The sequence below is a fragment of the Nocardia asteroides genome, assembly GCF_900637185.1.
In the GTDB taxonomy this organism is placed as follows: domain Bacteria; phylum Actinomycetota; class Actinomycetes; order Mycobacteriales; family Mycobacteriaceae; genus Nocardia; species Nocardia asteroides.
Window position 1 is genome coordinate 4171063 of record NZ_LR134352.1, and the last position, 14349, is coordinate 4185411.

A 14349-nucleotide genomic window follows, 5' to 3' on the forward strand; every position below is an offset into this window, starting at 1 on the left:
GTCAGAACTTCAGCAGGCTGGCGTCGTCGACCGAGGTCGACCGGCGGGCACGGAAGATCGTCATGATGATCGCCAGGCCGACGACGACCTCGGCGGCGGCGACGACCATGGTGAAGAACGCGATCACCTGGCCGTCGAGGTTACTGTGCAGCCGGGCGAAGGTGACGAAGGCCAGGTTCACCGCGTTGAGCATCAGCTCGATGCACATGAACACCACGATGGCGTTGCGGCGCAACAGCACTCCCGCCGCGCCGATGGTGAACAGCAGCGCAGACAGGAACAGGTAGTTCTGGGGGTTCACCGGTTGCCTTCCTCGTCGGCCGTCGGGGTGACGTCGCTGCCCGCGCCGACCGAGAGCGCGGCGGCTTCGGTGTGGGCGCGGGTGCGGCGGTGACGCAGGATCGTGCTCACCGACAGTTCGGCGAAGCTGCCGTCGGGGAGCTGGGCGGGGCTGTCGACCGCGTTGTGCCTGGCGTAGACGCCCGGAGTCGGTTGCGGGGTGGCGCGTTCGCCCGCGGTGCGGAAACGGTCACGCGACATCTCCCGCTGACCGCGCCGCGGCGTGAACTGCTCGCGGTGGGCGAGCACCATCGCGCCGATGGTGGCGGTGATCAGCAGCGCCCCGGTGAGTTCGAAGGCCCACACGTAGCGCAGGAAGATCAGCTCGGCCAGCTCGGCGATGACGTCGCGACCACCGAAACCGCGTGCGGGAAAGCTGGTTCCGCTGTCACGCAGCGCGGCGCTGATGCCGCCGATCAGCAGGAACCCGAATCCGACGCCGACCACCGCGGCGGCGATCCGCTGCCCGCGCAGGGTCTCGCGCAGCGATTCGGCCGAGTCGACGCCGACGAGCATCAGCACGAACAGGAACAGCATCATCACCGCGCCGGTGTAGACCACGATCTGCACGACGCCGAGGAACAGCGCGCCCTGGGCGATGTAGAACACGGCGAGCGCGATCATGGTGGCGGCCAGGCACAGCGCCGAGTGCACGGCCTTCGCGGCGGTCACCATGCCCAGTGCGCCGAGCACCGCGATCGGGGCGAGGACCCAGAACAGCACCGCCTCGCCGGTGGAGGTGGCCGCGATCTCGGCGGCCAGGACGGCAGTGGTCATCGCAGCACCTCTTCCGACGTGGTGGGACGGACCCGGCCCAGGTAGTAGTCGGCCTCGTCGGTGCCGGGTGCCATCGCGTGCGGCGGGGCGGTCATGCCGTCCTGCAGCGGGGCGAGGAGGCGGTCCTTCTCGTAGATGAGGTCGGCGCGGTTGTCGTCGGTGAGCTCGTACTCGTTGGTCATCGTGAGCGCGCGGGTCGGGCACGCCTCGATGCACAGCCCACAGCCGATGCAGCGCAGGTAGTTGATCTGGTAGACCCGGCCGTACCGTTCACCGGGGGAGAAGCGTTCGTCCTCGGTGTTGTCCGCGCCCTCGACGAAGATGGCGTCGGCCGGGCAGGCCCAGGCGCACAGTTCGCAGCCGATGCACTTCTCCAGACCGTCGTCGTACCGGTTGAGCTGGTGGCGGCCGTGGTAGCGCGGCGCGGTCGGCACCTTCTGCTCGGGATAGGACTCGGTGTTGGGTTTCTTGAACATCGTCGCGGCGGTGACGGCGAATCCGGCGAGCGGTTCGAACAGGCCGAGCTCGGCCTTCTCACCGGCGGGGCGCGGCGGCATCGGCGGGGTCGGGAAGCCGAGGAACACCGGCGATTTCGCGGGTGCCTCGGGCAGTGGCGGCAGGCCTTCGGCGCGGCCCGCCCGCAGGAACGTCCAGATCATCCACGCGGTGATCAGGATGCCGACGGTCACCAGGATCGCGGTCTGGCCGGGAATCCCCTCGATGTCGAGGACCCGTGCGCCCGCGACGATCATCACCCACACCAGGGAGGTCGGGATGAGCAGTTTCCAGCCCAGGTTCATGAACTGGTCGTAGCGCAGGCGGGGCAGCGTGCCGCGCAACCAGACGAACACGAACAGGAACGTCCACACCTTGAGGGTGAACCACAGCAGCGGCCACCAGCCCGAGTTGGCGCCCTCCCACAGGTTGATCGGGAACGGCGCCCGCCACCCGCCCAGGAACAGCGTCGTCGCCAGCGCGGACACCGTGGCCATGTTGACGTACTCGGCGAGCATGAACATCGCGAACTTGAGCGAGGAGTACTCGGTGTGGAAGCCGCCGACGAGTTCGCCTTCGGCTTCGGGTAGATCGAACGGTGCCCGGTTGGTCTCACCGACCATCGCCACGCAGTAGATCAGGAACGAGGGCAGCAGCAGGAAGACGTACCAGGTGCCTTCCTGCGCGGACACGATCCCGGAGGTGGCCATGGTCCCCGACAACAGGAACACCGTCGCGAAGGTCAGCGCCATGGCGATCTCGTAGGAGATCACCTGCGCGGTCGAACGCAGGCCGCCCAGCAGCGGATACGTCGAGCCCGACGACCAGCCGGCCAGCACGATGCCGTACACGCCGATGGAGGTGATGGCCAGGATGTAGAGCACCCCGACGGGCATGTCGGTGAGTTGCAGCGCGGTGGTCTGCCCGAAGATCGAGACTTCGGGCCCGAAGGGGATCACCGCGAAGGCCATGAACGCCGGGATGACCGAGATGATCGGGGCGAGCACGAAGATCGGTTTGTCCACGATGGCCGGGACGATGTCTTCCTTGAGCGCCATCTTCACGCCGTCGGCGATGGACTGGAAGATGCCGCCGGGACCGACCCGGTTGGGGCCGAGCCGCATCTGCATGCGGGCGACGACCTTGCGTTCGGCGAGCACCGCGATCAGCGGCACCAGCATCAGGTACACGAACACGCCGAGCGCTTTGAGCACCACCAGCCACAGCGGGTCGGTGCCGAAAACCGGTGCGGCGTCGGCCGCGAGGAGCAGCACGGGATCACTCATGACGGTGTTCCTTCATCCTGTCGTCGGCGCGGCGCAGGCGCACCACGGCGCCGGGCGTCACACCGAGTGCGGCGGCGACGGTCGAACCGGGCGAGTGCAGCGGCACCCACACGACGCGGTCGGGCAGGTCGGTGATCATCAGCGGCAGCGTGATCTCGCCGCGGTCGGTATAGACGATGACGTGGTCGGCGTCGTCCGCCTCGATCTCGGCCGCGGTCGCGGCCGAGAGCCGGGCCACCGGCGGCCGGGCGACCCCGGCGAGGTTGGGTTCACCGTCCTGCATGCGGCCCGCGTCGAGCAGCATCCGCCAGCCGGCCAGCACCGCGGTGCCCGGTCCGGGCGCGTGCCGGGTCTGGCTGCTCAGTTCCGGGGCGGCGATCGGGGCGCCGTTCCAGCCGCCGAGCAGGTCGAGTTCGGTGCGGGCGGTAGCGGTGTCGGGCAGGTTGATCGGCACCCCCATCTCGGCGGCCAGCGAATGCAGCACCCGCAGGTCGGACAGGGGCGCGGCGACGCGGCGGGTGGTGTCGAGCGGGGCCGCGGCGAACGGGCGCGGCCTGCCCTCCCAGGTACGGAAGGTGCCCGATTTCTCCATCACGGGCGCGACGGGGAAGACCACGTCGGCGCGCTCGGTGACGGCGCTGTGCCGCAGTTCGAGACTGACGACGAAGCGGGCGGCGTCGATGGCGGCCAGCGCCGCGGCCGGGTCCGGCATGTCGTCGGGGTCGACGCCACCGATCACCAGCGCCCCCAGCTGGGCCGCGCTCGCCAGGATGCCGGCGGTGTCGCGGCCGAGTGTGACGGGCAGCTCGTCGGCCTGCCAGCGGTGCCGGACCTGCTGGCGCGCAGCGGGATCGACCACGGGCCTGCCGCCGGGCAGCAGTCCGGGCAGCGCACCGGCTTCCAGCGCGCCGCGTTCGCCCGCGCGTCGCGGCACCCAGGCCAGCGCGGCGCCGGTGCTGTCGGTCAGGCGGACCACCGCCGACAACGCGCCAGGACTACCCGCCAGGCGCTCGCCCGCGAGCACGACCGCGCCCGGGCTGCGCAGCAGGTCCATGAGTTCGGCGGCGTCGGCGGAGGATTCGCCGAGGATCGCGTCGATGACGTCGGCTTCCCCGCAGGGCGGAGTCTGGATGAGGGCGCCCGACATGCGTTCGAGCCCGCGGGAGGCGAACGGCGCCAGCGACACCACTCGCAGCCCTCGTGTCCTGGCGGCCTTGCGCAGCCGCAGGTAGACGATGGGAGATTCCTCTTCCGGTTCGAATCCCACCAACAGCACGACCGGCGCCGCGGACAGCGCGGCGTAGTCGACGCGCACACCTCGACCGGCGATGCGGGCAGCGAGGAACCGTTCTTCCTCCTCCGAGTGCACCCGGCTGCGGAAGTCGATGTCGTTGGTGGCCAGCACCATCCGCGCGAACTTGCTGTAGGCGTAGGCGTCTTCCTCGGTGACCCGGCCACCGACGAGCACACCGGCGTTGCCGACGGCGGCGCGCAGTCCGGTCGCGGCGGCGGCCAGCGCCTCGGGCCAGGAGGACGGTGCCAGGACACCGTCCCACCCGCGCACCAACGGGGTGGTCAGGCGGTCGCGTTCGGTGGCGTAGGTGAACGCCCACCGGCCCTTGTCGCAGTTCCATTCCTCGTTGACCTGCGGGTCGTCACCGGCCAGGCGACGCAGCACCTTGCCCCGCCGATGATCGGTGCGCTGGGCGCAGCCGGAGGCGCAGTGCTCGCACACGCTCGGGGTGGACACCAGGTCGAACGGGCGCGCCCGGAACCGGTAGGAGGTGCCGGTGAGCGCGCCGACCGGGCAGATCTGCACGGTGTTGCCGGAGAAGTACGAGTCGAGCGGTTCGGCCTGGGCGATGCCGACCTGTTGCAGCGCACCACGATCCATCAGTTCGATGAACGGGTCACCGGCCACCTGCTGGGAGAACCGGGTACAGCGCGCGCACAGCACACAGCGTTCCCGGTCCAGCAGCACCGCCGAGGACAGCGGGATCGGCTTGGGGTAGGTGCGTTTCTCGCCGTCGAACCGGGATTCGGCGCTGCCGGTGGACATCGCCTGGTTCTGCAGCGGGCATTCGCCGCCCTTGTCGCAGACCGGGCAGTCCAGCGGATGGTTGATCAGCAGCAGTTCCATCACGCCGCGCTGGGCCTTCTCGGCCACCGGCGAGCTGAGCTGGGTGCGCACGATCATGCCGTCGGTGACCGGAATGGTGCAGGAGGCAACGGGTTTGCGCTGTCCCTCCACTTCGACGAGGCATTGCCGGCACGCCCCGACCGGGTCGAGCAGCGGGTGGTCGCAGAAGCGGGGGATCTGCACGCCGACGAGCTCGGCGGCGCGGATCAGCAGGGTGCCGGCGGGCACCTGGACGGTGGTGTCGTCGATGGTGACGCTCACCAGGTCGGCGGGTACCACGCCGCTGCTGTTGCCGGGTGCGATCGCGGTCATCGGTCCTCTTTCCCTGCCGAGGCCCACGCGGTGGCGCGGGCCGGATCGAACGGGCAGCCGCCGCGGCGCTGATGCTCGAGGTACTCGTCGCGGAAGTACTTCAGCGAGGAGAAGATCGGGCTGGCCGCGCCGTCACCGAGCGCGCAGAACGATTTGCCGTTGATGTTGTCGGCGATGTCGGCGAGTTTGCCGAGATCGGCCTCGGTGCCCTGCCCCGCTTCCAGCCGCCGCAGCAGCTGCACGAGCCAGTAGGTGCCTTCCCGGCACGGAGTGCATTTGCCGCAGGACTCGTGGGCGTAGAACTCGGTCCAGCGCAGCACGGCCCGGACGACACAGGTGGTGTCGTCGAAGATCTGCAGGGCCTTGGTGCCCAGCATCGAGCCGGCGGCGGCGACACCCTCGTAGTCCAGGGCGACATCGAGGTGCTCGGCGGTGAACAACGGTGTCGAGGATCCGCCCGGCGTCCAGAACTTGAGTGTGCGGCCCGCCCGCACCCCACCGGCGTAGCCGAGCAGTTCGCGCAGGGTGATGCCCAGCGGCGCCTCGTACTGGCCGGGCCGGGCGACGTGCCCCGACAGCGAGTACAGCGTGAACCCGGGTGACTTCTCGCTGCCCATGGAGCGGAACCACTCGGTGCCGTTACGCAGGATCGCGGGCACGCTGGCGATGGACTCCACATTGTTGACCACCGTCGGGCAGGCGTAGAGCCCGGCGACGGCGGGAAACGGCGGCCGCAGCCGCGGCTGTCCGCGCCTGCCTTCGAGGGAATCGAGCAGCGCGGTCTCCTCGCCGCAGATGTAGGCGCCCGCGCCGGCGTGCACGATGAGTTCCAGGTCGAACCCGGTGCCCAGGATGTCGCGGCCCAGGTAGCCGGCCGCGTACGCCTCGGCGACGGCCGCCTGCAAGCGGCGCAGCACGGGCACCACCTCACCGCGCACGTAGATGAACGCGGTGGCCGCGCGGATGGCGTAGGCGGCGATGATCACGCCCTCGATCAGGGTGTGCGGGGTGGCCAGCATCAACGGGATGTCTTTGCAGGTCCCCGGTTCGGATTCGTCGGCGTTGACGACGAGATAGTGCGGCTTGGTGGTGCCGTCGGGGCCGGGGCCCTGCGGGATGAACGACCATTTCATCCCGGTCGGGAATCCGGCGCCGCCGCGGCCGCGCAGTCCGGCGTCTTTCACCGTCTGGATGACGTCGTCGGGTGACATCCGCAGCGCGGCCCGCAGCCCGTCGTAGCCGCCGGTGCTGTGGTAGCTGTCGAGGGTCCAGGAGCGGGGGCGGTCCCAGTGGGCGCTGAGAACCGGGGTCAGCGTGGTCAATTCAGGCCCCCTGTCCGGTGGAATCATCCTCTGCCGCAGTGGTTTCAGCGGCGCGCAGGCCCGCGAGGGTGGCCGGGCCGGGTGCGCCGTCGAGCGCGCCGGGGCGTTCGTCGGGGAAGCCGGCGAGGATGCGGGCCGTCTCGCGGAAGGTGCACAGGGGCGCGCCCCGGGTGGGGCGGACCTGGTGGCCCGCGCGCAGGGCGTCGGTGATCGCGCGTGCCGAGTCCGGGGTCTGGTTGTCGAAGAATTCCCAGTTCACCATCATCACCGGGGCGTAGTCGCAGGCGGCGTTGCACTCGATGTGTTCGAGGGTGACGGTGCCGTCGGCGGTGGTCTCACCGTGGCCGATGCCCAGATGCTGTTGCAGCGCTTCATAGATGGCGTCACCCCCGAGGACCGCGCACAGGGTGTTGGTGCACACGCCGACGTGGTAGTCGCCGGTGGGGGTGCGCCGGTACATCGAGTAGAAGGTGGCGACCGCGGTCACCTCGGCACCGGTGAGACCGAGATGGTCGGCACAGAAATCGATCCCGGTCCCGGTGACGCAACCCTCCTCGGCCTGCACCAGATGCAGCAGCGGCAGCAGCGCCGAGCGCGGGTGCGGGTACCGGGCGATGATCTCCTTGGCGTCGACTTCGAGCCGCTGCCGCACATGCGGCGGGTACGGCTCTGGCCGGCTGGTCAGTTTCAGCAGGATCGCGGTGCCGGAAGGCTTTTCGCTGGTCATCGGTCCACTCCGCCCATCACGGGGTCGATGCTGGCGACCGAGGCGATGACGTCGGCGACCATGCCGCCCTCGCACATCGCGGCCACCGCTTGCAGGTTGGTGAACGAGGGGTCGCGGTAGTGCACCCGGTACGGGCGGGTGCTGCCGTCGCTGACCATGTGCACGCCGAGTTCGCCGCGCGGCGACTCCACCGCCGCGTACACCTGGCCCGCGGGCACCCGCATGCCCTCGGTGACGAGCTTGAAATGGTGGATCAGCGATTCCATGGAGGTGCCCATGATCTTGCCGATGTGCCGCGGTGAATTGCCGAGCCCGTCCGGGCCCAGCTGCAGGTCGGCCGGCCACGCGATCTTCTTGTCGTCGACCATGACCGGGCCGGGACGCAGCTTGTCCAGGCACTGTTCGACGATCTTGAGCGACTCGCGCATCTCGGCGATCCGGATCAGATAGCGGCCGTAGCAGTCGCAGCCGGTGGTGGTGGGGATGTCGAACTCGTAGTCCTCGTATCCGCAGTACGGCGCGGATTTGCGCAGATCGTGCGGCAGGCCGGTGGCGCGCAGTACGGGACCGGTGATGCCCAGCGCCATGCAGCCGGTGAGGTCGAGATAGCCGATGTCCTGGGTGCGCTTCTTCCAGATCGGGTTGGCGGTGAGCAGATGCTCCATGTCGCGCAACCGGCCCGGCATGATCTCGAGCAGTTCCCTGACCTTGGTGACGCCGTCGTCGGGCAGATCCTGGGCCAGACCGCCGGGCCGGATGTAGGCGTGGTTCATCCGCAGACCGGTGATGGTCTCGAAGACGTCGAGGATCAGTTCGCGTTCCCGGAAACCGAACAGCATGGGCGTGAGCGCGCCCAGCTCCATGCCGCCGGTGGCCAGCGCCACCAGGTGCGAGGAGATGCGGTTGAGCTCCATCAACATGACCCGGACCACGGTGGCGCGTTCGGGGATCTGGTCGGTGATGTCGAGCAGTTTCTCCACGCCGAGGCAGTAGGCGGTCTCGTTGAAGAACGGGGACAGATAGTCCATCCGGGTCACGAAGGTGACGCCCTGGGTCCAGGTGCGGAACTCGAGGTTCTTCTCGATGCCGGTGTGCAGGTAGCCGATGCCGCAGCGGGCTTCGGTGACGGTCTCGCCTTCGATCTCGAGAATGAGGCGCAGCACCCCGTGAGTCGAGGGGTGCTGCGGTCCCATGTTGACGACGATGCGTTCTTCGCCGCCGCCCTCGATCACTTCGCTGACCTGGTCCCAGTCCTGGCCTGCGACGGTGACGACCTGCGGTTCGTCGCGGCGGAAATCGGTGTCGGTCATCAGCTGTAGGTCCTCCGCTCGTCGGGCGGCGGTATCCGCGCGCCCTTGTACTCCACCGGGATCCCGCCGAGCGGGTAGTCCTTGCGCTGCGGATGGCCGCGCCAGTCGTCGGGCATGGTGATGCGGGTGAGGGACGGATGCCCGTCGAAGAGGATGCCGAAGAAGTCGTAGGTCTCGCGCTCGTGCCAGTCGATGGTCGGATACACCGAGAACAGCGAGGGGATGTGCGGATTGGCATCGGGCGCCGACACTTCCAGCCGGATGCGCCGGTTGTGGGTGATCGACATCAGGTGGTACGCCGCGTGCAGTTCGCGGCCCTCGTCGTCGGGATAGTGCACGCCGTTGACACCGAGGCACAGCTCGAAGCGCAGCGAGGAGTCGTCGCGCAGTGCGCTCGCGACGGTGACGAGATGTTCTCGACGCACATGCAGGGTGATCTCGTCGCGGAAGACGACGATCTTCTCGATGACGGTGTCGAAGGCGACGACCCGGTTGGTGAGCGCGGCGCGCAGGGTGCCGACGAAGGCGTCGAACCAGCCGCCGTAGGGCGGCGGGGTGCCCGCCGGGAGTGCGACGGGGGTGACCAGGCCGCCGTAGCCGGAGGTGTCGCCGGTGCCGCTGACACCGAACATGCCGCGGCGGGTACCGATCACCTCCGCTTCCGGCGCGGCGGGCTCGGACCTGCCCGGGGTGGGGGTGTCTTCCGGAATGTCTTGTCCCGCGGGGCTGTCGGCGTTGTCGGGAGCGTCGAAGGTCATCGCAGCAGGCCCTCCATCCGGATGGTCGGCGTGCTCGCCAGCGCGGCTTGTTCGGCGGCGCGGATCGCTTCCTCGCGGTTGACGCCCATCGGCATCTCGGCGATCTTGGCGTGCAGGGCCAGGATCGCGTTGAGCAGCATCTCCGGGCGCGGTGGGCAGCCGGGCAGGTAGATGTCGACGGGGACGATGTGGTCGACGCCCTGCACGATGGCGTAGTTGTTGAACATGCCGCCCGAGGACGCGCAGACGCCCATGGCCAGTACCCATTTGGGTTCGGTCATCTGGTCGTAGACCTGACGCAGGACCGGGGCCATCTTCTGGCTGACGCGGCCCGCGACGATCATCAGATCGGCCTGCCGGGGCGAGGCGCGGAACGCTTCCATGCCGAAGCGGGCGATGTCGAATCGTCCGGCCCCGGTGGCCATCATCTCGATCGCGCAGCAGGCCAGGCCGAACGTGGCCGGCCAGACCGAGCCCTTGCGCAGGTAGCCGGCGAAATCCTCGACGGTGCTCAGCAGGAATCCGCTGGGCAGTTTCTCTTCCAGACCCATTATTTCCCACTCATTCCCAGCTGAGGCCGCCGCGCCGCCACTCGTAGGCGTAGGCGACCGACACATTGACGATGAACAGCGCCATCGCGGCGAGCCCGAAGAGCCCGAGCGCATCGAAGTGCACGGCCCACGGGTAGAGGAACACGATCTCGATGTCGAAGATGATGAACAACATCGCGGTGAGGTAGTACTTCACCGGAAACCGCTGTCCCGTGACGTTTCCGGGCCCGCCCGCGATGGCGTGCGGGGTCGGCTCGATGCCGCATTCGTAGGGTTCCAGCTTGGCCCGGTTGCGTCGCTTCGGGCCGATCAGCGCCGCCATGATGACGGAGAACACCGCGAAGGCCGCGGCGATGGCGCCTAGGACGAGCGCGGGCACCTCGATATTCACGACTGCTTTCCCCTCCTCGCTGGAGCAGGTCGAGCCGTGTGGCCCGGCCGCGGACGGCAGCTTTGCGAGACGGGGCCGACAACGTTGTCCGCCGAACCGGGGCTCGCGCAAGGCTGTGCAGCGATGGCGGAGCGTTATACAGGAGCCCGCGCTCGTGTGAGCTAGAGCACAGACTACCGCTGCCGCGCGGGTGCCCCGCCCGTTTCCGGGTTGGGGTTTGATCGATATCGGTATCGCGATTCATGAGCGATCCGGGGGTAATCCCACATCGGCGCACGACGAGCAACCACTGGTGTTACCAGTGGTGATAGGCAGAACTGTGCCGGAGGAACTATCCGATGGGCCGGGACGATGCGCCGGCGGCCGGTCAGCGGGCGAGCAGGAGCGCGGTCACCGCGTTGGTCAGCTGCATCGGGTCGATCGGATGTGAGACCGCGGCCTCGGCCCGCGACCAGTTGGCCAGCCAGGCGTCGTCGGGCCGACCGGTCAGCACCACCACGGGCGGGCACTGGTCGATCTCGTCCTTGAGCTGCTTGGCGATGCCGAGACCGCCCGCCGGCGCCGATTCGCCGTCGAGGATCGCCAGATCGATCCCGCCCGCGTCCATCTGCTCGATGACCACCGGCGCGGTGGCGACCTCGAAGAAATCGAGCTCGGGCAGGTCGGCGCGCGGCTTACGGCCCAGCGCCAGGATCACCTGTTGCCTGGTGTCGGCATCGTTGCTGTAGACCAGCACGCGCAGCGGGGTGGAACCATTCGATTCGGCCACGCTCGGATCGTACGTCCGCGCGGGCGCGCGGCGTGGCATGTTCGCCGGATCGGCCGGTCGGCTACCAGTCGCCGTCGGCGACCTGCTTCGCATCGCCCAGTGCGATCACCGGGAGCGGTTGTTCCAGTGGCGGATTCGGCTGCTCGTCGGCCAGCCAGTTGCCGGTGGGTTGCACGGCGGCCAGCTCGGCGGCGGCGGGCAGGTCCGCGGCGTCGGCGTCGTAGTAGTCGAACCAGGGCAGGTTGTGCTGGGCGTAGGCCTGGGCGTCGATCGGTGTGGGCGGGGCGGTTTCGCCGGTGATCTGCTGCCATTCGGCGGCGGAGGCGAGGTGGACGAAGACGCGGCCCTCGGTGTCGGGCCGGTAGTCGGTGAGCGGGCGCCGGTCGGCGTAGATCTCCTGGCGCATGGTCCCGCCCGCGCCGAGCCCCATCTTCCTGGCGGCCGGACGGAAGGCGCCGGGCTGGGCGGGTGCGGCGCCGGAGGGCGGCGGGCCGCCGGCGACCGCCACGCCGAAACCGGGCGCGCTCACGGGAAGCGGGGCGCCGTAGGCGGTGTCCTCGCCGGGCCACGGCGCGGTGGGTGCGACCGCGCGGGCGCGCCGCTTGCGGGCTTCTTCGGCCACGTCCCAGACGTGCCGGGCGAGGTCGGTGAGTCCGTGGACGGCCAGTTGCACACCGCCCCATTGCTCGGTGCCGGTCACCTGACCTTCGACCGTCGCGCCGAGGCCCAGTGGTACGGCGACGAATTGGCGCACGGTGCCGTCGCCGGAGTTGATGCCGTCCATCCACGGCTGTTCGGGCAGGGTGAGGTAGTTCTGCGGATCCTGGGCGAGTTCGTCGCTCCAGGGTTTGCCCGAGACCGCGCAGACCTTGCCCACACCGACCTTCAGGGCGGCGGGGGCGGCCGCGGAGAATCGCAGCCACATCGCTTCGCGCTGATAGACCGGCAGCATCACCCCGCCGCGCCGGCGCCATTCGTCGGGCACGGTGTCGGCGTAGTCGGCGACGCGGCGCAGCGGGAACACGCCGAGGCCGGGCGGCAGTGGGTAGGTGCCGGTTTCGGGCAGGCGCAGCGTGCGGATGAAGGTGATGCGGACTCCGCCCGGCAGTTCGAGCGCATCCCCCGACAGCGTCACCTCGGTCGCCATGTCCCACCCCTTCGTTCGATTGTCCGGACGACGCCGAACCCCGCCCCCTGGCGACGACGGTACCCGCGGTTGTCGGCACCGTCCACGGATGTGGCCGTCAGTGCCGTGGCGGCAGACCAGTTATTGTTCATGCGACAAAAACTAGTGGCGCCTTGGGGGAGTTGCGGTTTACCGTCACGAAGATGACCGAGAAGACGACGAAGACATGGCACCACGTGGCCGTGGAGAACGAAGCGATCGCCGAGCGGGGAAGCTACCGGACCGGCGGCGGTGCAACGTTCGAGATCGGTGCGCAGATAGCGGCGGCGCGATCGGAGACGGTGTCGTACACACCCGCCCAGCTCGACGCCCTGACAGACCGAACTCCACCGGGCCCTGGTCCGGCGGTGATCGAAGTGACGGCCGAGGGGAGTATCGAGGCGGCTCGGCGGCTGCACGGGATGGAGGTGGCAGGCCGGATCGGTGTCCTCAATTTCGCCTCCGCCCGCAATCCCGGCGGCGGCTATCTGCGCGGCGCCCGGGCTCAGGAGGAAGACCTGTGCCGCAGCGCCCTGCTGTACACCTGCCTGATCGAAGCCCCGGACTACTATGCGGCGCACCGCGCTTCGCCCGACCTGGCCTACAGCCATCGGGTGATCGTGTCACCGGAGGTGCCGGTGGTCCGTGGCGACAGCGGCGAGCTCGCCGAGCCGTTCCCGGTGACCTTCCTGACCTCACCCGCCCCGAATGCCGGTGAACTGTCCCGCCGTTCGGGCCCGGTGGACGTGCGCGATCTGCTCGTCGAACGGGCGGATCGGGTCGTCGCCGCGGCCGCACGCCACGAGGTGCGCTCCCTCGTGCTGGGGGCCTGGGGCTGCGGGGTGTTCCGCAACGACCCCGCCGAGGTGGCAGCGGCATTCGGCGCGGCTCTGGACCGCTGGGGTGCGGCGTTCGATCGCGTGGTGTTCGCCGTGTGGGACCGGGCCGCGATCTCGGCGAACCGGACGGCATTCGAGCACCGTTTCGGCGCCCGCCCGGGCCGGTATGCGCGCTAGGGCCCGATCGCGGCGTGGAAGGCGTCGGTTCCGGTCTCGAGCGGGTCGATCAGGTGCGCCAGGAACAGCCGTGTCGGCGGGGTCGGGGTGGGGGTCGTGACCGCGTGCCAGGCCCGGTCCAGTGGCGTGCCCGGCACCTCGATCGTGCGCAGCGCGCCGGATTCCAGATGCTCGCCGACCGCGTCGGAATGGATGAGCGTCACCCCGAGCCCTTCGCGGGCGGCGGCGATGACCGCGCCGTGCGAGCCCAGTGTCAGGGTGGGCGGGTCGATCTGGAGCCGGTCCAGCAGCGCCAGGGTGGCCTCTCTGGTTCCCGACCCGTTGCCGCGCAGTAGCCAGGTGGCGTGGCGCGGATCGTGCGCGTCGCCGGCGCCGACGACGACCAGGGTGCTCGGACGCCGGGCCTGGATGACCAGATTCGCCGCGTGCGGCGGACGGCCCGCGATGACGAGATCGGTCTCGTGGTGCTGCAGTTCGAGAAACAGCACGTCGCGCGGCTGGATCGACAGGCTCAGCTCCACATCGGGATACCGGTGCCGGAACGAGGCCAGCGGACGCAGCACCACCGACTCACCGGCCGTGGCGACCACCCCGATCCGCAGCCGGCCCGCCTCGGCCTGCCGGACCGCGGCGTGCGCCTCCTTCATCAATCCCAGGATGCCGCGGCAGTACTCCGCGTACACCCGCCCGGCCTCGGTGAGCGCGATCCCGCGCCCGGAGCGGGCGATCAGTTTGGCGCCCAGCTGCTTCTCGACATGGGCGACCGCGGCCGACACCGCCGCCTCGGTGACGTGCAGCTGCGCGGCCGCGCGCCGGATGCTGCCCAGCCGGGCGACCGCGAGGAAGGTCTCCATCCGCCCCGCACTCACCCTGCCCATTACCCGACGGTAGCAAACTCAACGTTTCGGTTGAGCGTTCCCAGAAACATTCACATTGTTTGCGGCCGCCGCGGGCCCCATCCTGGAATTCGCAAGGCGTACACCGGATTCCA

At 69.5% G+C, this 14349-nt stretch carries 14 protein-coding genes; 1 reads left to right on the forward strand and 13 read right to left on the reverse strand.

Translation table 11 applies throughout. The annotated features are described in order from the left end of the window. Nucleotide 1: 1 nt before the first annotated feature. The 12 genes from nuoK to EL493_RS19595 form a co-directional block, all read right to left on the reverse strand. On the reverse strand, nucleotides 2–301 hold the full coding sequence (gene nuoK, locus EL493_RS19540; protein WP_019047005.1) for an NADH-quinone oxidoreductase subunit NuoK: 300 nt from the start codon (nucleotides 299–301) through the stop codon (nucleotides 2–4). After that, nucleotides 298–1116 carry an NADH-quinone oxidoreductase subunit J gene (locus EL493_RS19545; RefSeq protein ID WP_019047006.1) on the reverse strand — a complete coding sequence of 273 codons (819 nt, stop codon included), beginning with the start codon at nucleotides 1114–1116 and terminating at the stop codon, nucleotides 298–300. Before EL493_RS19545 ends, nuoK begins: the two co-directional genes overlap by 4 nt. Further along, a complete protein-coding gene (gene nuoH / locus EL493_RS19550) occupies nucleotides 1113–2897 on the reverse strand; it encodes an NADH-quinone oxidoreductase subunit NuoH (protein WP_019047007.1) in 1785 nt (594 codons plus the stop codon). The genes EL493_RS19545 and nuoH overlap by 4 nt, the downstream gene beginning before the upstream one ends. Then, nucleotides 2890–5349, reverse strand: a complete 2460-nt coding sequence (locus EL493_RS19555) for an NADH-quinone oxidoreductase subunit G (protein WP_019047008.1) — start codon at nucleotides 5347–5349, stop codon at nucleotides 2890–2892. The genes nuoH and EL493_RS19555 overlap by 8 nt, the downstream gene beginning before the upstream one ends. Next, nucleotides 5346–6671 carry an NADH-quinone oxidoreductase subunit NuoF gene (nuoF, locus tag EL493_RS19560; protein ID WP_019047009.1) on the reverse strand — a complete coding sequence of 442 codons (1326 nt, stop codon included), beginning with the start codon at nucleotides 6669–6671 and terminating at the stop codon, nucleotides 5346–5348. The genes EL493_RS19555 and nuoF overlap by 4 nt, the downstream gene beginning before the upstream one ends. 1 nt (nucleotide 6672) lies before the next feature. Then, the gene (gene nuoE / locus EL493_RS19565; RefSeq protein WP_019047010.1) at nucleotides 6673–7398 is read right to left on the reverse strand and encodes an NADH-quinone oxidoreductase subunit NuoE; all 726 of its coding nucleotides are present in this window, start codon (nucleotides 7396–7398) and stop codon (nucleotides 6673–6675) included. Beyond that, nucleotides 7395–8708, reverse strand: a complete 1314-nt coding sequence (gene nuoD / locus EL493_RS19570) for an NADH dehydrogenase (quinone) subunit D (RefSeq protein ID WP_019047011.1) — start codon at nucleotides 8706–8708, stop codon at nucleotides 7395–7397. The genes nuoE and nuoD overlap by 4 nt, the downstream gene beginning before the upstream one ends. Further along, complete coding sequence (locus EL493_RS19575; RefSeq protein ID WP_019047012.1) at nucleotides 8708–9466, reverse strand: NADH-quinone oxidoreductase subunit C; 759 nt, start codon at nucleotides 9464–9466, stop codon at nucleotides 8708–8710. The genes nuoD and EL493_RS19575 overlap by 1 nt, the downstream gene beginning before the upstream one ends. Beyond that, complete coding sequence (locus EL493_RS19580) at nucleotides 9463–10017, reverse strand: NuoB/complex I 20 kDa subunit family protein (RefSeq protein ID WP_019047013.1); 555 nt, start codon at nucleotides 10015–10017, stop codon at nucleotides 9463–9465. Before EL493_RS19580 ends, EL493_RS19575 begins: the two co-directional genes overlap by 4 nt. A gap of 10 nt (nucleotides 10018–10027) precedes the next feature. Further along, a complete protein-coding gene (locus EL493_RS19585) occupies nucleotides 10028–10408 on the reverse strand; it encodes an NADH-quinone oxidoreductase subunit A (protein WP_019047014.1) in 381 nt (126 codons plus the stop codon). A 367-nt stretch (nucleotides 10409–10775) separates the two neighbouring features. Further along, nucleotides 10776–11216 (reverse strand): Rv3143 family two-component system response regulator, encoded by a 441-nt coding sequence (locus EL493_RS19590; protein ID WP_019047015.1) that lies wholly within the window; start codon nucleotides 11214–11216, stop codon nucleotides 10776–10778. A gap of 22 nt (nucleotides 11217–11238) precedes the next feature. After that, entirely contained in the window at nucleotides 11239–12324 is a 1086-nt protein-coding gene (locus tag EL493_RS19595; protein WP_019047016.1) for a hypothetical protein, read from the reverse strand. 152 nt (nucleotides 12325–12476) lie between these two features. Between EL493_RS19595 and EL493_RS19600 the strand changes: the two genes are divergently transcribed. After that, on the forward strand, nucleotides 12477–13358 hold the full coding sequence (locus tag EL493_RS19600) for a TIGR02452 family protein (RefSeq protein WP_022566905.1): 882 nt from the start codon (nucleotides 12477–12479) through the stop codon (nucleotides 13356–13358). Here EL493_RS19600 and EL493_RS19605 read toward each other — a convergent pair. Then, on the reverse strand, nucleotides 13355–14236 hold the full coding sequence (locus EL493_RS19605; RefSeq protein ID WP_198040968.1) for a LysR family transcriptional regulator: 882 nt from the start codon (nucleotides 14234–14236) through the stop codon (nucleotides 13355–13357). The genes EL493_RS19600 and EL493_RS19605 overlap by 4 nt on opposite strands. Nucleotides 14237–14349: the final 113 nt, after the last annotated feature.